The sequence below is a fragment of the Streptomyces sp. NPDC004111 genome, assembly GCF_042874215.1.
In the GTDB taxonomy this organism is placed as follows: Bacteria; Actinomycetota; Actinomycetes; order Streptomycetales; family Streptomycetaceae; genus Streptomyces.
In genome coordinates, this window is record NZ_JBIAMU010000007.1 from 86,915 (window position 1) to 105,491 (window position 18,577).

At 73.4% G+C, this 18,577-nt stretch carries 17 protein-coding genes and 1 pseudogene; 12 read left to right on the forward strand and 6 right to left on the reverse strand.

The features are described 5' to 3' along the window. Positions 1–3: 3 nt before the first annotated feature. Both ACFYVL_RS15895 and ACFYVL_RS15900 read right to left on the reverse strand, forming a co-directional pair. Positions 4–1,020, reverse strand: a complete 1,017-nt coding sequence (locus tag ACFYVL_RS15895; RefSeq protein ID WP_389244967.1) for a phosphatidate cytidylyltransferase — start codon at positions 1,018–1,020, stop codon at positions 4–6. Next, positions 1,017–1,622, reverse strand: a complete 606-nt coding sequence (locus tag ACFYVL_RS15900) for a CDP-alcohol phosphatidyltransferase family protein (protein ID WP_389244969.1) — start codon at positions 1,620–1,622, stop codon at positions 1,017–1,019. The genes ACFYVL_RS15895 and ACFYVL_RS15900 overlap by 4 nt, the downstream gene beginning before the upstream one ends. Positions 1,623–1,721: 99 nt before the next feature. On the opposite strand from ACFYVL_RS15900, the gene ACFYVL_RS15905 reads away from it, so the two are divergent. Further along, positions 1,722–2,300, forward strand: coding sequence for a GNAT family N-acetyltransferase (locus ACFYVL_RS15905; protein ID WP_389244971.1), 579 nt, complete (start codon positions 1,722–1,724; stop codon positions 2,298–2,300). A gap of 76 nt (positions 2,301–2,376) precedes the next feature. Here the strand turns inward: ACFYVL_RS15905 and ACFYVL_RS15910 are convergent, their stop codons facing one another. Together ACFYVL_RS15910 and ACFYVL_RS15915 are read right to left on the reverse strand one after the other, a co-directional pair. Continuing rightward, entirely contained in the window at positions 2,377–3,126 is a 750-nt protein-coding gene (locus tag ACFYVL_RS15910) for a hypothetical protein (protein WP_389244972.1), read from the reverse strand. A 119-nt stretch (positions 3,127–3,245) separates the two neighbouring features. After that, positions 3,246–3,563, reverse strand: a pseudogene (locus ACFYVL_RS15915) (PadR family transcriptional regulator); the annotation flags it as partial. 318 nt (positions 3,564–3,881) lie between these two features. Here ACFYVL_RS15915 and ACFYVL_RS15920 point away from each other — a divergent pair. From ACFYVL_RS15920 to ACFYVL_RS15930, 3 genes are all read left to right on the forward strand, one after another. Next, positions 3,882–4,022, forward strand: a complete 141-nt coding sequence (locus tag ACFYVL_RS15920) for a hypothetical protein (RefSeq protein ID WP_389244974.1) — start codon at positions 3,882–3,884, stop codon at positions 4,020–4,022. A gap of 111 nt (positions 4,023–4,133) precedes the next feature. Continuing rightward, positions 4,134–5,177 carry a 3-isopropylmalate dehydrogenase gene (locus ACFYVL_RS15925; RefSeq protein ID WP_389244976.1) on the forward strand — a complete coding sequence of 348 codons (1,044 nt, stop codon included), beginning with the start codon at positions 4,134–4,136 and terminating at the stop codon, positions 5,175–5,177. A gap of 271 nt (positions 5,178–5,448) precedes the next feature. Beyond that, a complete protein-coding gene (locus ACFYVL_RS15930) occupies positions 5,449–6,540 on the forward strand; it encodes a branched-chain amino acid aminotransferase (RefSeq protein WP_389244978.1) in 1,092 nt (363 codons plus the stop codon). Between the two features lie 105 nt (positions 6,541–6,645). Here ACFYVL_RS15930 and ACFYVL_RS15935 read toward each other — a convergent pair whose 3' ends face one another. After that, on the reverse strand, positions 6,646–7,824 hold the full coding sequence (locus ACFYVL_RS15935) for an amidase family protein (RefSeq protein WP_389244980.1): 1,179 nt from the start codon (positions 7,822–7,824) through the stop codon (positions 6,646–6,648). Continuing rightward, positions 7,821–8,645, reverse strand: a complete 825-nt coding sequence (locus tag ACFYVL_RS15940; RefSeq protein ID WP_389244983.1) for an endonuclease/exonuclease/phosphatase family protein — start codon at positions 8,643–8,645, stop codon at positions 7,821–7,823. The genes ACFYVL_RS15935 and ACFYVL_RS15940 overlap by 4 nt, the downstream gene beginning before the upstream one ends. A 570-nt stretch (positions 8,646–9,215) precedes the next feature. Here ACFYVL_RS15940 and ACFYVL_RS15945 point away from each other — a divergent pair. The 8 genes from ACFYVL_RS15945 to ACFYVL_RS15980 all read left to right on the forward strand — a co-directional run bounded on the left by ACFYVL_RS15945 (position 9,216) and on the right by ACFYVL_RS15980 (position 18,528). Beyond that, the gene (locus ACFYVL_RS15945) at positions 9,216–9,404 is read left to right on the forward strand and encodes a hypothetical protein (protein ID WP_389244985.1); all 189 of its coding nucleotides are present in this window, start codon (positions 9,216–9,218) and stop codon (positions 9,402–9,404) included. A 143-nt stretch (positions 9,405–9,547) separates the two neighbouring features. Next, on the forward strand, positions 9,548–10,816 hold the full coding sequence (locus ACFYVL_RS15950) for a TolB family protein (RefSeq protein ID WP_389244987.1): 1,269 nt from the start codon (positions 9,548–9,550) through the stop codon (positions 10,814–10,816). Positions 10,817–11,217: 401 nt separating this feature from the next. Further along, the gene (cimA, locus tag ACFYVL_RS15955) at positions 11,218–12,852 is read left to right on the forward strand and encodes a citramalate synthase (protein WP_389244990.1); all 1,635 of its coding nucleotides are present in this window, start codon (positions 11,218–11,220) and stop codon (positions 12,850–12,852) included. A 640-nt stretch (positions 12,853–13,492) separates the two neighbouring features. Beyond that, the gene (locus ACFYVL_RS15960) at positions 13,493–13,609 is read left to right on the forward strand and encodes a keywimysin-related RiPP (protein ID WP_380837121.1); all 117 of its coding nucleotides are present in this window, start codon (positions 13,493–13,495) and stop codon (positions 13,607–13,609) included. 25 nt (positions 13,610–13,634) lie between these two features. After that, positions 13,635–15,620 carry an asparagine synthase-related protein gene (locus ACFYVL_RS15965; protein ID WP_389244994.1) on the forward strand — a complete coding sequence of 662 codons (1,986 nt, stop codon included), beginning with the start codon at positions 13,635–13,637 and terminating at the stop codon, positions 15,618–15,620. Beyond that, positions 15,617–15,904, forward strand: a complete 288-nt coding sequence (locus ACFYVL_RS15970; protein WP_389244997.1) for a lasso peptide biosynthesis PqqD family chaperone — start codon at positions 15,617–15,619, stop codon at positions 15,902–15,904. Before ACFYVL_RS15965 ends, ACFYVL_RS15970 begins: the two co-directional genes overlap by 4 nt. Beyond that, positions 15,901–16,317, forward strand: a complete 417-nt coding sequence (locus ACFYVL_RS15975; protein ID WP_389244999.1) for a lasso peptide biosynthesis B2 protein — start codon at positions 15,901–15,903, stop codon at positions 16,315–16,317. The genes ACFYVL_RS15970 and ACFYVL_RS15975 overlap by 4 nt, the downstream gene beginning before the upstream one ends. 228 nt (positions 16,318–16,545) lie before the next feature. Then, positions 16,546–18,528: an ABC transporter ATP-binding protein gene (locus ACFYVL_RS15980; RefSeq protein WP_389245001.1), complete on the forward strand. Its 1,983-nt coding sequence runs from the start codon at positions 16,546–16,548 to the stop codon at positions 18,526–18,528. Positions 18,529–18,577: the final 49 nt, after the last annotated feature.

Below are 18,577 nucleotides of genomic sequence, written 5' to 3' on the forward strand. Positions count from 1 at the left end.
CACTCACAGGGTCACCACCATCGCGAGGAGCAGGGCGAGCAGAAGGGAGTCGATCCGGTCGAGCAGCCCGCCGAACCCGGGCAGCCAGCTGCCCGCGTCCTTCACCCCGGACTCCCGCTTGACCATCGATTCGAGGAGGTCGCCGAGCAGACAGCCCAGCAGCACCGCACCCCAGAGAACGGGGGAGAAGGCACCGGCCGCCACCAGTGCCACGGCGGTCGCCGCCGCACAGCCGGCCACGCCCGCCCAGGTCTTGTTCGGCGACAGCGCGGACAGCGGCCGGGCGAGCGGCCCGCGCCGCCCCAGCGCCGTACCGCCGCACCAGGCGCCGACGTCCCCGAGCGCGACCGCCAGCCCGACCGCCATCGCGGTGCCGGGGCCCAGCAGGACGAGCCCGGTGAGCGCCACCGGGATCCACAGCAGCCCGAAGACGTTGCGCGCGCCCCGGGTGAAACCCCGCTCGGCGTCCCCGCCGAGCAGCGCGGGCAGTACCGCCGCCACCAGCAGCAGCGCCGCGGCCCGCAGATCCAGCACCCCGGGCGCCAGCCACGCCAGCGCGGGCAGCAGCACGGAGGCACCGGCGAGCACGAGCAGGTCCCCGGACGGGACACCGGCCGCAAGGGCGCCGCCGGGGGAGAGGCGGGACACTCCGGACCCACCGCCCCGGACCCCGGGGCCACTCACCGCCCGCGCCCCCGCCCGCTCCCGCTGTCGCCCGGGAGCGGACGCCCGTGCCCGCTGCCGCCCGCCGGCGGACACCCGCGCCCGGTCCTCCTCGGCGGCGGGTGCCGTCATCCGCGCGTACTCCGCCACCGCGACCACCCCGAGCCCCGCCGCCAGCGCGAACGCACCCGCCCGCCCCAGCCACAGCGCCCCCAGGTAGACCGGCGCCGCCAGCGCCCAGGTCCGCCACCGCTTGCGCAGCTCCGCCCGCATCGCGACCCGCGCCGGAACCGCCGCCACCGCCAGACCGCTCACCGCCAGCACCCCGGCCACGACCACCGGCACCCGGGCGCTCACAGCGACTTCGCCAGCCGTACGCACCGCACGAGCGCGGTCAGCGCGGAACCGGCCGCCAGCACGGCCAGCACCCCCGCGGCCCAGCCCGGCACCGCCGCAGCGACCACCACCAGCAGGCACCGCTCCGTCTTGCCGACCGGCCCGCCGTTCAGCCGTTCGCCGCCCGCCGCGGCCCCCGCCAGGGACACCCAGGACGGCAGCGTCGCCGCCAGCGCGGCCACCGCCACCAGCCACAGCGGGGCCCACGCGAGGAAACCGGCGAGCACGACCAGGTCGGCCGCCCGGTCGCCCAGTTCGTTGAACAGCGCCCCGCGCCGGGTCGTCCGGCCGGTGTCGCGGGCCAGCGCCCCGTCCAGGTTCGCGAAGGCGAGCCGCGCCGCGAGGAGCACGGCGACGGGCGGCGCGGCGTACGGGGCGGGCAGCAGGGCCAGCGCCGCCGCCGCACCGGCCGCGCACACCACACCGGCGACGGTCAGCGCGTCCGGCGACACCCCGCGGCGGGCCAGCGCGGCCCGGACCCCGGACAGCCGGGCCGCGTACCAGGGCTTGAGTGCGTACAGGCCGGCCCCGGCGGGGCGGGCGGACGACGTCTTCGTGGGCATGGCCCCACTGTGCTGCGGCGCCCGGCGGCCCGACACGGCACAGGTACTCAAAGCAATACTGAGTACCTGTCACGGCCGGGGCCCGCGACAATGCGGGGCATGACCGAGCAGCCCACCGCAGCCGCGCGCCAGGCCACCCGCGCCGTGCTGCGCACCGTGCACACCGCCCGCCTCACCCCCGCCGAACTCACCGCGGCCCGCGCCCTCCTCGACGAAGCCTTCGACGGCGACTTCTCCGACCTGGACTGGGAGCACGGACTCGGCGGCATGCACGCCCTGATCACCGAGGACGGCGAACTGCTCGCCCACGGCAGCCTCGTCCAGCGACGGGTTCAGCACCGCGGGACCTCGCTGCGCACCGGATACGTCGAGGCCGTCGCGGTCCGCGCGGACCGGCGCAGGGAGGGCCTGGGCGGCCGGATCATGGCCGCCCTGGAGGAGATCGCCGACCGGGCGTACGTGCTCGCGGCGCTGTCCGCCTCCGACGCCGGGGCCGCGCTCTACACCGCGCGCGGCTGGCAGGTGTGGCCCGGCGGGCTGGCGGCGCTCGGCCCGGTGGGAGTGGTGCCGCTGCCGGAGGAGGAGGGCACGACGTACGTCAGGCCCACGGCGGGCCGGAGCCTGCCCGACCCGGAGGCGGCACTGCTCTTCGACTGGCGGGACGGGGACGTGCTCTGAGCGTGCTCGGAGGGGGAGCACGGGGCGGGGCCGGGGGAGCACGGGGCGGGGCTGCGGGGCGTGTCGCGTTCCCCGGCTACTCCTCGACGCCGTTGGCCACGTCCCGCTTGCTGCCGTACCAGCCGGCCAGGCCGCCCACGACGGCCGCGCCCGCGAAGACCGCCCACAGCCAGGGGCGTTCGGCCACGAAGCTGCCGTACCCGAGGCTGAACGCCACGGCCGCGGCCATCACCGCCAGCCCCAGCACCAGGAGCATCCGGTGCATCCGGCTGCCGAACATGCGGGTGGTCCCGGGCGCCTCGGCCACCGAGGACAGGGCGGCGGCGGGGCCGGAGCTGGCCGCCTTCGGCCGCTTGAAGTACATGTAGAACAGCCAGTGGCCGCACGGCTCCCAGGCGTCCGGGGCCAGTTCGGCGGTCCGCGCCGCCCGCTCGCGCGCGTTGTTCGCCATCTCGCGCCGGTACTCCCAGCGCTGGGCGGCCGAGGCGTCGCGGCGGCAGACGAACCGGCCGAGCCGGTCGACGCGCTCGACCTCCCAGCCCTCGTCGCCGTACCGGCCCAGCAGCCTGCGGTCGTTGTAGATGTCGGTGGTCCACTTCCAGGTCTCCGCCTCGGCGGCCGGCTCCTCGACCGGCCGCTGCCCGGTCAGCCGGGCCGCGAACTCCGCCGGGTCCCCGAACTCCGCGGCGGGGTCGGTCCCGTCGCCGCTGTCGGCCACGTACGCCCTGAGGTCGGCGACGGTCGCGGAGACCTCCTCGCGCTCCATGCCCGTGGCGCGGAGCGCGGTGGTCAGCCGCTCGAAGTAGGTGTCGTGGGCAGTCGTCATGGTTCCCCCGGAACGGTTCATGCGGTCGATGCGGACGGGGCGGGTGGTGCGGACGGGGCGGGTGGTGCGGACGGGGCGGGCGCGGCCGACGGGGTCGGTGCGGCAGCCGGGGTCCCGGTCAGTGCGGTGCGCACCGAGGCGTGGAACTCCAGCCAGGCGCCGGTCTGTTCGGCCAGCGCGCGGCGGCCGTCCGCCGTCAGCCGGTAGTAGCGGCGGCCCGGCCCGCGCTCGGCGGCCCGGAACTCCCCGACGACGTACCCGGCCTCCTCCAGCCGGTTCAGGACCGGGTAGAGCGTGCCGCCCTTGATGTCCCCGAGCCCCGCGCCGGCCAGCGCCTTGGAGATTTCGTAGCCATAGCTCTCGCCCTCCGTGAGACAGGAGAGGACGAGGAGGTCAAGGACACCCTTGAGCCAGCTGGATCTGCGGTCTGCGGCCATGACTGAAGTTCACCACTACCTAGATAGGAATGCAACCTAGGTGGCGAAGCCGATTCCGGCGCGCACAAGGGGTGCCGCATGATCGCGTCTCAGATAGTAGGAAGTCCGAGTAATTGTGGAGACAGCTGCCCGGACCTGTCCTAGCTTTGTAGGAGCCGAACGTCTCGCTCCATCAGCGAACGGCGGTCGCGAGCCGGTGCCCCGAAGCAGGCAACCCCTGCGGCGCCCCGCTCCCCGCCACTTTCCGGCGCCTCACAGATGCAGCGCTCCCGCCTTGCGCGCGGCGCTTTCCCTCATGCTCTGAAGGAGTCGATTTCCGTGTCCGAGACGACGATGAACCGCCCCCGCCGCGTCCGCCACATCTCCCGTACGACCGAGCCCGCCGACCGCCGCCAGGCCGCCGCCGCACTCCAGCGCGCCCTGGACCGCCGCGACAACGGCGGCGAGACCGGCCACTGAGTCACGCGGGTCCGCCGGGACGCGTGGGTGCTCCGGGATTGCGGAGACGCCCGCGCGTCCACATGGCGGACATGACGTGTCATGTGCTGGGACGCGGAGTAGGGTCCCAGCATGTCTCGCAGCATCAATCTCGCAGTGATCCCCGGTGACGGCATCGGCCAGGAGGTCGTGGCCCAGGGCCTGAAGGTCCTCAACTCCGTCCTTCCGCAGGACGTGAAGCTGGAGACCAAGGAGTACGACCTCGGCGCCAAGCGCTGGCACCGCACCGGGGAGACCCTCCCGGACGCGGAGCTGGACGCCCTCAAGCAGCACGACGCGATCCTGCTCGGCGCGATCGGCGACCCGTCGGTGCCCTCGGGCGTACTGGAGCGCGGGCTGCTGCTGAAGCTCCGCTTCGCCTTCGACCACTTCATCAACCTCCGCCCGTCGAAGCTGTTCCCGAACACCTCGACCCCCCTCGCGGGCCGCCCCGACATCGACTTCGTCGTGGTACGGGAGGGCACCGAGGGCCCGTACACCGGCAACGGCGGCAGCCTGCGCACCGGCACCCCCGCCGAGGTCGCCACCGAGGTCTCCGTCAACACGGCGTACGGCGTGGAGCGAGTGATTCGCGACGCGTTCGCCCGTGCGGCGGCCCGCCCCCGCAAGAAGCTGACGCTTGTCCACAAGAACAACGTGCTCGTGTACGCCGGCCACCTGTGGAAGAACACCTTCGACAAGGTCGCCGCCGAGTACCCGTCCGTCACCACGGACTACCTGCACGTCGACGCCGCGACGATCTTCTTCGTCACCCAGCCGGAGCGCTTCGACGTCATCGTCACCGACAACCTCTTCGGCGACATCCTCACCGACCTGGCCGCCGCCGTCTCCGGCGGAATCGGCCTGGCCGCCTCGGGCAACATCAACCCGACGGGCGCGTTCCCGTCGATGTTCGAGCCCGTGCACGGCTCCGCGCCCGACATCGCGGGTCAGGGCAAGGCGGACCCGACGGCCACCGTCCTGTCCGTCGCGCTGCTGCTCCGTCACCTCGGTCACGAGGCCGAGGCCGCCCGCATCGAGGAGGCGGTCAGCGCCGACCTCGCCGAGCGGGACTCCGCCACGGTCCGCACGACGGACGAGATCGGCGACGCGCTCGCGGTACGCGTAGCGGGCTGACCCGACGACTCTCCTCCACGACAGCCGCCGGGTCCCGACACCCGGCGGCTGTTCCTGTGCGCCCGCCGGGTGCGACCATCGACCCCTGGGCCGCACCCCGCACCCCACGTCAACACAGCCATTTCGTACCCGCCCCCGCACGCGCGATAATCGAACGCAGGGTCGCGGTATGAGAGGAAACTCGGACGTCCTACACGTGACAGAGGACATGTCCGTGTGACGAAAGGTGAGGCGCGGCCCTTCCCAGACAACCGGTGAAGGACACGCACTCATGACGACGCCCCTGACGATCGAGCTCAAGCCCTCATCCAGCCCGCTGGCCGACGCGGAGCGCGAGGCGAACATGGCCAACCCCGGTTTCGGCCGCTACTTCACCGATCACATGGTGACGATCAAGTGGACCGAGGGCCGCGGCTGGCACGACGCGCAGCTCGTCCCCTACGCGCCGCTCTCCATCGACCCGGCGAACATGACCCTGCACTACGCGCAGGAGATCTTCGAGGGCCTCAAGGCCTACCGCCGCCCCGACGGCTCGGTGGCAACCTTCCGCCCCGAGGCCAACGCCAAGCGCTTCCAGACCTCCGCCAAGCGGCTCGCGATGCCGGAACTGCCGGTCGAGACCTTCATCGCGGCCTGTGACGCGCTGGTCAAGCAGGACGAGGCCTGGGTGCCGCCGCACGGCGGCGAGGAGTCCCTCTACCTGCGCCCGTTCATGATCGCCACGGAGGTCGGGCTGGGCGTCCGCCCCGCCAACGAGTACCTCTTCCTGGTGATCGCCTCCCCGGCCGGCGCCTACTTCCCGGGCGGCGTCAAGCCGGTCTCGGTCTGGCTCTCGGAGAACTACGTCCGCGCCGTCCCCGGCGGCATGGGCTTCGCCAAGACCGGCGGCAACTACGCCGCCTCCCTGCTCGCCCAGGCCGAGGCCGCCGAGAAGGGCTGCGACCAGGTCGTCTGGCTGGACGCGCTCGACCACAAGTGGGTCGAGGAGATGGGCGGCATGAACCTGTACTTCGTGTACGGGGACAAGATCATCACCCCGGAGCTGACCGGGTCCCTCCTGGCGGGCGTCACCCGCGACACCCTGCTCAAGCTCGCCGGTGACCTCGGCTACACCTCCGAGGAGGGCCGCATCTCCACCGACCAGTGGAAGGCCGACGCCGAGTCGGGCGCCCTGACCGAGGTCTTCGCCTGCGGCACGGCGGCGGTCATCACCCCCGTCGGTCACGTGAAGTCCGCCTCCGCCGAGTGGACGACCGCCGACGGCGAGCCGGGCCGCGTGACGATGGCACTGCGCAAGGCGCTGCTGGAGATCCAGACGGGCAAGGCCGAGGACACCCACGGCTGGATGCACGAGCTGGGCTGACGGCCCGGCCGCCGGCCGCGCGGTGGTCCGAGGGACCTGCCGCCGGCCGGCCCGGTTACGTGAGGGCGGGCGCCCCGGGAAGGTTCCGGGGCGCCCGCCCGCGGTTCAGCCGCCGACGGCGAGCGCCGCCTCCAGCTCCGCCGCCCAGGCGAGGAGTTCCTCGTCCCGGCCGGCCGCCGCCACGCACTGCAGGCCCAGCGGCAGCCCGTTCGCCGCCCGTCCCGCGGGCAGCGACAGCGACGGGAGGCCCGCGTTGCTCCACGGCAGGGACATGACGGCCGAACCCGTCGTGGTCAGGTCGGCCGGGGCCGGCCCGGTGGCCGCCGGGGTGATCCACAGGTCCAGCCCGGCACCCGACATCGACGCGGCGAGCCGTTCGCGGAAGGTCTCGCGCCGGGTGCGCGCCGCCGCGTACGCCGCCGCGTCGATCGACGCGCCCTCGCGGAGCACGGCGATCGTCTCCGGCCGGTAGAGGTGGCCGTACTCCGCGAACCACGGCTCGTGCGAGCGCACCACCTCGTACCGGTTCATGGTGAGCAGCTGTCGGCGGACCTCCTCGAAGTCGGCCATCACCGGCACCCGCCGCACCTCGTAACCGGCCGCCCGCAGCCTTTCCACCCAGGTCTCGAAGGCGGCGAGCGCCACCGCCCCTGCCTGGGCCAGGTAGGGGCCCTCCGGGACCCCGAGCACCGGCCGGCCCGGCGGCGCGGCCGGTGTCCGCCAGTCGTCGCAGACCACCGCCGCGGCCGGGACGACACCGGCCACCCGTGCGGCGTACAGGCCCAGCGTGTCGAAGGACGGGGCGTTCGGGATCACGCCGTCGACCGGGATGCGGCCGTAGGTGGGCTTGAAGCCGACGACCCCGCAGTAGGCCGCCGGGCGGATCATCGAGCCGACCGTCTGCGTGCCCACCGCGAGCGGCACCATGCCCGCCGCGACCGCCGCGGCCGAGCCGCTGCTGGAGCCGCCCGGGGTGTGCGCCGGGTGGTGCGGGTTGCGGGTGGGGCCCGGGGCGAGGACGGCGAACTCCGCCGTCACCGTCTTGCCCGCGACGTACGAGCCCGCCGCCAGCAGCCTGGTGACCACCGTCGCCTGCGGGCCCGCCAGGGCCTCGGGCGGGAGCGCGGACCCGCCGCCGGTCGGCAGGCCGTCCACCCGGACGATGTCCTTCACCCCGACCGCGACCCCGCTCAGCGGTCCTGGCGCAAAGATCCGCGGCGGGTCGGCCAGGGTCACGAACGCCCTTGTCGTGGCGTCCCGTTCGGCGATCTCCTCGCGCTTCACCGTGCCGTCCCCTCCGCGAGGTCCACCCGTACGCCCGCGTGGTCCGAGGGCCACACGCCGTCCACCGCGCCGTGCCCGAACCGGGCCACCGCCCGCACCGCGCCCTCGCCGTGCGGGCCCGGCCTGCCCAGGTGGATGTAGTCGATCCGGACCGACGGGCCCGGGGTGTGGTAGCCGTTCGAGGAGTCCCAGGTGGCGGCGGGGGCGGCGGGGTCCGCGTACTCCCAGGCGTCGATGAAGCACTGGCGCGGTACCGGCGGCGCCGTCCGGTAGCCGCCCAGCAGCCGGACCTCGTCCGAGTCCGGCCAGGCGTTGAGGTCCCCGGCGATGACCGGCGGGAAGTCGCCGCCCCAGCCCTTGTCGGCGACGAACCGCGCCAGGGTCCTGACCTGTTCGCAGCGCGCCCCCGAGTCGTACGGCGGCGAGTTGAGGTGGGTGGTGAAGAGGGGGACGGGGCCGGTGGGGGAGTCCAGCCGGGCGTAGAGGGCGACCCGGCCGTCGTCCCTGCCGCCGCCGGCGGGCAGCCGCACCACCGCCTGCTCGCCGATCGGCCACCGGCTGAGGACCGCGACCCCGATGTCCGAGGTGTCTCCCTCGGTACGCCGCTGCCAGTTCCCGGGGTCGGCGAACGGCGCCCAGGTCCAGTGCGCCAGGCCCAGTTCCTGGGCGAGCCAGCCCGCCAGGTTCTCCTCCTCCCTGGCCCAGACCTCCTGGAGGGCGACCACATCGGGCCGCTGCTCCCGCAGCACGGCGAGGATCGCCTTGCGGCGGGCGTCCCACGGGCCGAACCGCCACCACAGATTCCATGTCAGTACGCGCATGGCGCCGACGGTATCCGGCGCAGCCGCGTGGCCACGGGTGGTTTCTGCGTGCGCGGACGCGTCAACGGTCCCTGCGGTTGCACACAGTTGTGCGCGTTGACCTGCGTTCCGAAGGTGCGCTTCCATCCCTCCTGGCCCAACAACTGGCTTTGTTTCAGGGGGAGTTAGCTGATGCATTCCGTAACTCGCGCCGCCCGCCCCACGATGGGCGCGGCACTCGTGGCCGCGCTCACCGCCATTGCCCTGCCCACCGCCTCCGCCGCACCGGCAGCGCCTGCCGCACCGGCGGTGGGGGATGTCCTTCGACCTCTCCGGACGCGCCCCGACCCTCGGCGGCGTCTCCGCGCAACTGGTCCCGGACGACACCAACGGGGGCATGGACGCCTTCGTCCGCCACCTGGGCCGACCCGGCCGAGGGCCCCGGGAAAGGGGGCGGGGGTTGTACCTCACTTGTGGGCACCCGGTTCCATTGACCGTCCGGGTCCGTCCGGGTTTGTATCCGATGGGGCCCCAGCGACCGCTTCCTGAGCCCCGCGTCCTTCAACTCACGCACCCACGGGGAAGTTCACCATGCCCAGATTCCGGAGATCTCCTGGATCCCGTAACGCCCGTACCGCTCGTACCGCTCGTACCGCCCGCAGGGTGGGCACCGGCGCGGGTGGCGAGCAGCACAACGGCGACGTCGCGCGCGCCGCCTTCAGCGCGGACGGCCGCTTCGTCGCGTTCGGCAACCACGTCCATGTGACCCGGGCGCGGTGACCGCACCCACGTCCCGCACCCCGCACCCCGGATCCCGCGTCCCGCACCCGGTATCCCACGTCCCGCACCACGAACCGAATGCCGCACTTCTGCGTCTCTGTATGCAGGTAGGACAACTACCGCACCAACGGGGGGATTTCTTCATGCACCGCAGCACCCGCACCACCCTGGCCGCCGCCCTGGTGGCCGCCACCGCCGCTCTCACCCTGCCCGCCGCCGCCCAGGCGGCGCCCGCCGCGCCCCGCCCCGACCGGGTCGACACCGCCCCGGACGGCAAGGAGGGCAACGCCTCCGCCGGCGGCGGCGGCCTCAGCCGGGACGGGCGGTACGTGGTCTTCGACTCGGACGCCTCCAACCTGGTGGCGGGGGACACCAACGGCACCGGGGACGTGTTCGTCCGCGACCTCGCCAACGGCAGTACCCGCCGGGTGAGTACCGGGTCCGCCGGCGCCCAGGCGAACGCCGCCGTCGAGGGCGGCACCCTCAGCGCGAACGGCAGGGTGGTGGCCTTCACGAGCGCCGCCACCAACCTCGTCCCCGGCGGCGGCGACGGACGCAAGCACGTCTACGTCAAGGACCTCACCACCGGCAAGGTCCAGCGGATCAACGACAAGGTGGCCCCGGGCTACGACGAGTCGTACGACATCCGGCTGAGCGCGGACGGGCGGTACGCGGCCTTCACCGCGACCCGCTCCGAGGCCTCCTCCGAGCAGGACCAGTGGACCCGCGTCTACCGCCACGACCGGGTCACCGGCAAGTCGGTCCGGGTCAGCGAGCCGTCCACCCAGGAGCGGACCAGGACCGCGGGCAAGCCGTCGATCAGCGACGACGGGTCGCGGGTCGGCTACCAGTTCTGGGTGCCGTTCCGCAGCTCCGGCGACTGGAGCGACATCCACGTCAAGGACGTCACCACCGGCAAGCTGTTCCTCGCGGACCGCTCGCTGCCCACCACCGGGCCGTGGATCCAGTCCGAGTACCCGGAAATCGCCGCAGACGGCAAGAAGGTCGTCTTCCGCTCGCTGGACGGCGGCCTCACCCCCGGCGACACCAACGACACGCACAACGTGTTCGTACGGGAGCTGGCCACCGGCGCGCTCCAGCGGATCGACTCCGCCGACCCGACCGGGTACACCAGCGGCGGCATCCTCAGCGCGGACAACAAGTTCCTGCTGTACGAGGCGGCCGACAAGAACGACCCGAGCGGGCAGAGCAAGCTGCTGCTGCGCGACCTGGGCACCGGCGCCACCCGCCAGGTCGCGGTGAACACCGCGGGCACGACGCCCGACCAGCCGGTCGGCGGCGTCGCCCTGGACGCCCACGGCGGCAAGGCGGTCTTCACCAGCTCCGCCGCGGACCTGCTGCCCGGCGACACCTACGACGCCCAGCACGTCTACGTCACCGGCACCCGGTAGGGGCACCCCGGGAGCACCGGGTGAAGGCAGCCGCTCAGGAGGTGGGGGCAGGCGCTCAGCAGCAGTACCCGGCAGTGCCCGGGTCACATCCTGAGACGCCGTGAGACACGGGGGCAGTCGTGTGCCAGACTGCCCCCGTGTCCTCGTTCGCCATGATTATCGGCCGCAGGCGCGCCGGTCAGCAGTGACCGTTCCGTACTCCACCACTCCGTACGGCGCGGCCACTCAGCTCCAGACCCGCGCGCAGACCTCTCGCACCCGCGAGGGGTTTTTTCGTTTTCCGGCCCCACCCGGCCGAGGGCGAGGCGCACGCGAAGATGGAGGCAAGTGGAGCAAGCCATTCCGACTGTGTTGAATTCACCGCCTGGGCCCGCCCCAGGACCCGACAGGAGTCAGACAGCATGACGACCGCAGAGAGCCTTGACGACAGCAGTCCCGTCGACGACAGCTTCCACGTCTTCGACACCACGCTGCGCGACGGCGCGCAGCGCGAGGGCATCAACCTCACCGTCGCGGACAAGCTGGCCATCGCCCGTCATCTGGACGACTTCGGAGTGGGCTTCATCGAGGGCGGCTGGCCCGGCGCCAACCCCCGGGACACCGAGTTCTTCGCGCGGGCGGCCAAGGAGATCACCTTCCGCAACGCCCGGCTGGTGGCCTTCGGCGCCACCCGGCGGCCCGGCGCGAAGGCCGCGGACGACCCGCAGGTACGGGCACTCCTGGAGTCCGGCGCCCCGGTGATCACCCTGGTCGCCAAGTCCCACGACCGGCACGTCGAACTCGCCCTGCGCACCACCCTCGACGAGAACGTCGCCATGGTCCGCGACACCGTCTCGTACCTCGTCGGGCAGGGCCGCCGGGTCTTCGTCGACTGCGAGCACTTCTTCGACGGCTACCGGGCCAACCCCGAGTACGCCAAGGCCGTGGTGCGGGCCGCCGCCGAGGCCGGCGCGGACGTCGTCATCCTCTGCGACACCAACGGCGGCATGCTCCCCGCCCAGATCCAGGCGGTCGTCGCCACCGTCCTCGCCGACACCGGCGCCCGCCTGGGCATCCACGCCCAGGACGACACCGGCTGCGCCGTCGCCAACACCCTGGCCGCCGTCGACGCCGGCGCCACCCACGTCCAGTGCACCGCCAACGGCTACGGCGAGCGCGTCGGCAACGCCAACCTCTTCCCCGTCGTGGCCGCCCTGGAGCTCAAGTACGGCAAGAAGGTCCTTCCCGAGGGCTCGCTGCGCGAGATGACCCGCATCTCGCACGCCATCGCCGAGGTCGTCAACCTCACCCCCTCCACGCACCAGCCGTACGTCGGCGTCTCCGCCTTCGCCCACAAGGCCGGCCTGCACGCCTCCGCCATCAAGGTCGACCCCGACCTCTACCAGCACATCGACCCCGAACTCGTCGGCAACCGCATCCGGATGCTGGTCTCCGACATGGCGGGCCGCGCCTCCATCGAGCTCAAGGGCAAGGAGCTGGGCGTCGACCTCGGCGACGACCGCGAACTGGTCGGGCGGGTCGTCGCCCGCGTCAAGGAGCGCGAGCTCAAGGGCTACACGTACGAGGCCGCCGACGCCTCCTTCGAGCTGCTGCTGCGCGAGGAGGCGGAGGGCCGCGCCCGCCGCTACTTCCGCGTCGAGTCCTGGCGGGCCATCGTCGAGGACCGCCCCGACGGCACGCACGCCAACGAGGCGACGGTGAAGCTGTGGGCCAAGGGCGAGCGGATCGTCGCCACGGCGGAGGGCAACGGACCCGTCAACGCCCTGGACCGGGCGCTGCGGGTCGGACTGGAGCGGATCTACCCCCAGCTCGCCAAGCTGGAACTGGTCGACTACAAGGTCCGCATCCTGGAGGGCAAGCACGGCACGGAGTCCACCACGCGGGTCCTGATCACCACCGGGGACGGCGGCGGCTCGGGCGGCGGGGACTGGTCGACGGTCGGCGTCGCGGAGAACGTGATCGCTGCGTCCTGGCAGGCGCTGGAGGACGCCTACACCTACGGCCTCCTCCGCGCCGGCGTAGAACCCACGGAATAACCCCTGGCCCCACCCCGCCCCCTTGGGCGGCGAGCCCGCACCTCCCGCGCCCCCGCCTCCTTGGGCGGCGGGGCCGCCCCCCGGGGGCGGAACGGGCGGGCAAGGGGGCGGCCCCCGGCGGAGCCGCACAGCCCGGCCCCGCCCGGCCCCGGCTCGCTGCTGTGCACCGGAGTGGCCCGCTGCGCGGGGCCTCACCCCACCCCGCCCCTTCCCGAAACCTGGGCTCCGCCCCGGACCCCGGGTGGCGGGCCCGCCGAGGGAGAGTGCGTACGCGCGGGTGGGTGGGGGTTGCTCGCGCAGTTCCCCGCGCCCCTGAAGGGGCACTCCTGCAACGGGGGAGTGGGGGTGCTCGCGCCCGCGCAGCGACACGGCCCCCCCGCCCCCCCCGTCTGGCATAGGCGCCCCGAATATGTACAACCTGCAACGAGTAAGCGCTCGTTCACCCTCCGTCAAGCCCACACAATCCGCCAGGTGTGCTGCCGATCCGGCCACAAACCGTGGCCAGGGGTGCACAGAGATGTGCGGACTGCGATCAACTGTCTCCGGCCGTCACGGAGTTCACACGGATCACACCGTTCACTTCCGCAACGGCTTTCACATTGCTCAGTGCACCCCTACTTACGGAGAGGACGTGACGAGGATGAAGAAGACCTACGTCAAGCCGTCGCTGTTCAACCAGGGCGACTTCAGCAAGAAGACCGCGGGCATGTTCTACGCCTCGTGCAAGGAGTTCTGGTCCCGTCGGCTCTGTATCTGAGTCAGCGGGTAACCGAGTGATGAAGATGCCTGGTCACCTGCCTCTGCGTGACTTCTTCGTGGTCCTTCCCGACACGGCCGAAGGCGAGGCTGCGGCCGGGCATCTTCGCTCGGCGGCCGAGTCCGCCGACACCGGCCCGGAGCGTCGCGGAAGCTGGCACACGGTCGCCCACCCGTCCGGCCGTCCCTGGATCCTCGCCCGCCTTCTCGTCCGCAATCTGGTCCAGGTCACCCGGGGCGCCGACGCCCTCGTACTGATCGGACCCCACCGCACCCCGCCCGCGGCCCTGGACGCCGTCCTCGGCCCGGCCCGTGACACCCTCGGCCTGCACCGCGGCCTCACCGCACTGCCCGGACTCGGCCACGCCGTCTCCCGGATGGGCGACGAGACCTGTGTACGGGGGACCGCTTCCGGCCATCGCCGCGTCTACCACGCCGCGCACGCCGGCCGCCGGATCGCCTCCGACCGGCCCGCCGTGCTCGCCCACCTCACCGGTGCCGCCATCGACGAGGGCGCCCTCGCCCTGCGGATGCTCGACTTCGTCCCGCACCCGCTGCGCGAACGGCCCGTCTGGCAGGGCGTCGAGGAGATCGACCCGGCGTTCGCCCTCCTGCTGCACGACGGCCCGCCGGGCGCCTCCGGCCCCGGCTTCTCGGTACGCCGCTGGTGGCAGCCGCCGGTACCGAGGCTCACCGCGGCCGAAGGGACGCCCCTGGTCGCCGCCGCGCTCGCCGCCTCCGTCGCCGCACACCTGGAGGGACGTACCAGGATCAGCGGCGAACTGTCCGGAGGGATGGACTCCACCTCCGTCACCTTCCTCGCCCAGCGCGCCGGAGCCCCCGACACCACCCTGCTGACGGTCGCCGCCCGCGACGACCGGTCCGAGGACCTGATGTGGGCCGAACGCGGCGTGCGCGAAGCCCGCCGGGCCGCCGAGGACGAGGGCGCCGCCCGCAAGATCGAGCACACCGTCGTCCCCGCCGACGACGCCCCGCTCTTCTACGCCGACCTGCGCGCCTCCGGCGGCGAACTCCTCGACGAACCCTTCCCCGTCGCCCCCGCCCGTGCCCGCGCCGCCATGCTGCTCGGCCGGGCCGCCGCCACCGGATCCGAGTACCACCTCACCGGGTACGGCGGCGACGAACTCTTCAACGGCCTCGCCTCCGCCTGCCAGGACCTGCTGCCGGCCAAGCCCCTCAAGGCCTGGAACCGGATCAGCGCCCTGCGCCACCAGTCCGGCTGGCCGCTGCTGCCCACCCTGCGCGGCATGCTGCTGCCGCCCTCCTTCGGCGACTGGCTGGCCGGCTCCCTGATCGACACCGCGACCGCCGGCTCCCGCACCCCGCAGGTCTCCTGGGGGATGCGGCAGGCGATGCGGCCCTGGTTCACGGACAAGGCCAAGGGACTGATCAGGGAGGAGTTCCGCGCGGCGGCGACGCGCGCACAGCCCATCGCGCCGAAACCGGGGCGCCACATGGACCTCGACACCGTGCGGCTCGGCGCCCGCTACTTCCAGGCCATGGAGGACCTGGGGGCCGGGCTCGGACTGCCGGTCGCCGCGCCGTTCTTCGACGACCGGGTCGTGGAGGCGGTGCTCTCGGTACGGGTCGAGGACCGGGTGGTGCCCTGGCGGTACAAGCCGCTCCTGGTGGAGGCCGTGCGCGGAGTGGTCCCCGACAGCCTGCTCTCCCGCACCACCAAGGACCACATGTCCGCCGACGACGTACAGGGCCTGCGCCGGCACGCGCCCGAACTGCGGGAGCTGTGGGAGGGCTCGCTGCTCGCCGAGCGCGGGCTGATCGACGCCGGGCAGCTCCGCAGGCTGGCCGACGACCCGTACTCACCGCTGCTCCAGCAGCACCCGATCGACTCCACGGTCTCCTGCGAGGCCTGGCTGCGCACGGCCGAGGACGCCTGGCCCGCCCCGGCCCCGTCCGCTCCGGCAACAGCGGGCCCCGGCCCCGGCCCCGAACCAGACTCCGACGACGCGAACAGCGAGGCACCGGCATGAGCCAGCAGCTCCAGCCCCCACTCCGGCTCCGCAAGGGGATAGCCGTCACCACCACCGAGTACGGCGGCGTCCTGCTCGACGAGAAGGACGGCACCTACTGGCAGCTGAACGAGTGCGGCACCCTCGTCGTCACCGCGATCTCCGAGGGCCGCTCCCCGGCCGACGCGGTGGAACGGCTGCTCGCCGAGTACGACGTGGAGCGCGCCGAGGCCGAGGCGGACGTGGCCGAACTGACCGACCAGCTCGTCAAGGCGAGGATCGTCGTACGGGGCGGTGCCCGATGACCACCGAGATGACGATGCCGAGACGGGGAGCGGGGCCGGGCGGCCTCAGGCTCCGTGCCGCGGTCGCGGCGGCCCTGCTGCTGGCGAAGCTGAAGCCGGGCACGCTGCGCAAGGTGCTCACCGGGCTCAGCGCGGGCGCCCGGCCCGCGACGTACGACGGGACGCTGGAGACGTACGAGCGGGTGGTCGCGACCAGCCGCAAGTGCGCGGGGTGGTACGGGTGCCTGCCGCGCTCCATCGCCATCGCCCTGGTCTGCCGGATGTCCGGCAGCTGGCCGGACTGGCACGCGGGCGTCCGCAACGCGCCGCCGTTCCAGCCGCACGCGTGGGTGTCGGCGGAGGGCCGCACGGTCGGCGAACAGAACGTCACCGACTTCCGCCCCCTCCTCCAAGTCCCCAGCCCCCACCCCTAACCCCCAGGCCCCCGCCCCACCCCCGCCCCCTCGTGCGGCGGGCCCGCCCGCCGAGCCCCCTTGGGCCCCGCTCCCGCCCCGCCCCGCCCCCTTGGGCGGCGGGGCCGCCCCCGGGGGCGGAACGGGCGGGCAAGGGGGCGGCCCCCGGCGGAGCCGCACCCCTCCGCCCCCGCCCGGCCCCGGCCCGCTCCCGGGAGTACCACCCCCGACCCGCCGGAGAAGCCACCCATGCCCACCCCAAAACCAACCCCCACCCTTACCCCCGCCCCAAAACCAACCCCCACCCCCACCCAACTCCTCCTCACCCGCATCCGCCCCCACCGGAACCTCCTCCTCTCCGGCACCCTCCTCTCCCTCGCCGGATCCGGCGCCACCCTCGCCATGCCGATGATGGCCAAGTACGCCGTCGACGCCTTCGGCAACGACCGCCCCACCACCGGCCCCCTGATCGCCCTCACCGCCGTGGTGATCGTCGGCGCCCTGCTCGCCGCGGCCGGCCGCTACCTGATGGCCCGCACCGGCGAAGCCGCCGTCCTGCGCGCCCGCCGCCGCCTCGTCGGCCGGATCCTCCGCCTCCGGGTCGCGGCCGTCGACCGCCTCACCCCCGGCGACCTGCTCTCCCGCGCCACCAGCGACACCACCCTCCTGCACACCGTTCTCTCCCGCAGCGTCGTCGACGCCGTGACCGGCGTCCTCAGCCTGATCGGGACGGTCGTCCTGATGGCCGTCGTGGACCTGCTCCTGCTGGGCGTCACCCTCCTCGTCCTGCTGCTCAGCCTGGGGATACTCGCCCTGCTCATGCCGCGCATCCAGCGCGCCCAGCTCCAGGCGCAGGAGGCCGTCGGCGCGATGGGCTCGCTGCTCGACCGCTCGCTCCAGGCCTTCCGTACCGTCAAGGCCAGCGGCATCGAGGACCGCGAGGCGGCCGGTATCGGCGAGGCCGCGCGGACCGCGTACGACCGCGGGCTGAGCGTCGCCCGCTGGACCTCGGTCTCCGAGGTGGCGATGTTCCTGGCCACCCAGCTCGCCTTCCTCGCCGTGCTGGGAGTCGGCGGCGCGCGGGTGGTGTCCGGCGCGATGGAGGTCTCCGCGCTGATCGCCTTCCTGCTGTACGTGTTCGGCCTGCTGGGCCCCCTCGGCCAGATCACCGAGGGCTGGACCGGCCTCAACACCGGGCTGGCCGCCGTCCGCCGCATCGCGGAGATCGAGTCGCTGCCGGCCGAGGAACGCGAGGAGACGTCCGCGGCGGCCGGTGCGGGCAGCCACGAACACCCGCCGCTCGGGGTCGAGTTCCGGGACGTCTTCTTCAGCTACGGCGAACCGGCGGACCCGACCGGCCCCACCGACGAGAACGAGACGGAAACAGCCCCCGAGCCCCCCGAAACAGGACCGAAGTCCCCGGATTCAGGCCCGAAGTCCCCGCGAAGAGCCCCCGCGCCCCCCGTCCCCGTCCACCACGGCGTCACCTTCACCGCCCCGCCCCGCAGCCTCACCGCCCTCGTCGGCCCCTCCGGAGCGGGCAAGACCACCGTCTTCGCCCTGCTGGAGAGGTTCTACGACCACGCGTCGGGCACCCTCACCGTCGGCGGCCGGGACATCCGCGACTGGCCGCTCGCCGAGCTGCGCGCCGCCCTCGCCTACGTGGAACAGGACGCCCCCGTCCTCGCCGGGACGCTCAAGGAGAACCTGCTGCTCGCGGCCCCCGGCGCCACCGACGACGAGGTCGCCCGCGCCGTCACCCGCACCCGGCTCGACGACCTCGTCGCCCGTCTTCCCGAGGGGCTCGGCACCCAGGTCGGCCACCGCGGGGTGATGCTCTCCGGCGGCGAGCGCCAGCGGATCGCCCTGGCCAGGGCGCTGCTCCGCAAGCCGCGCCTGCTGCTGCTCGACGAGGTCACCTCGCAGCTGGACGCCGTCAACGAGGAGCGGCTGCGCGAGGTCATCGTCGAACTCTCCGCCGACACCACGGTCCTGGTCATCGCCCACCGGCTCTCCACCGTCGTACGGGCCGACCGCATCGTGGTCATGGAGGCGGGCCGGGTCAGGGCGACGGGCTCGCACGGCGAACTCGTCGCGGCGGACAGCCTGTACGCGGAGCTGGCGGCCACCCAGTTCACGACCGGGTTCGACACCGTCGCCCACACCGTCCCGCCCGCCGGGGCGAGTACCGGGCCGGGCGCCGGGAGCGAGGCCGGTCTCACGCGGAGGTGAATGCCGGGGCCATACGAACTCGTGCATATTCGAACGTATCGGGTAGCGT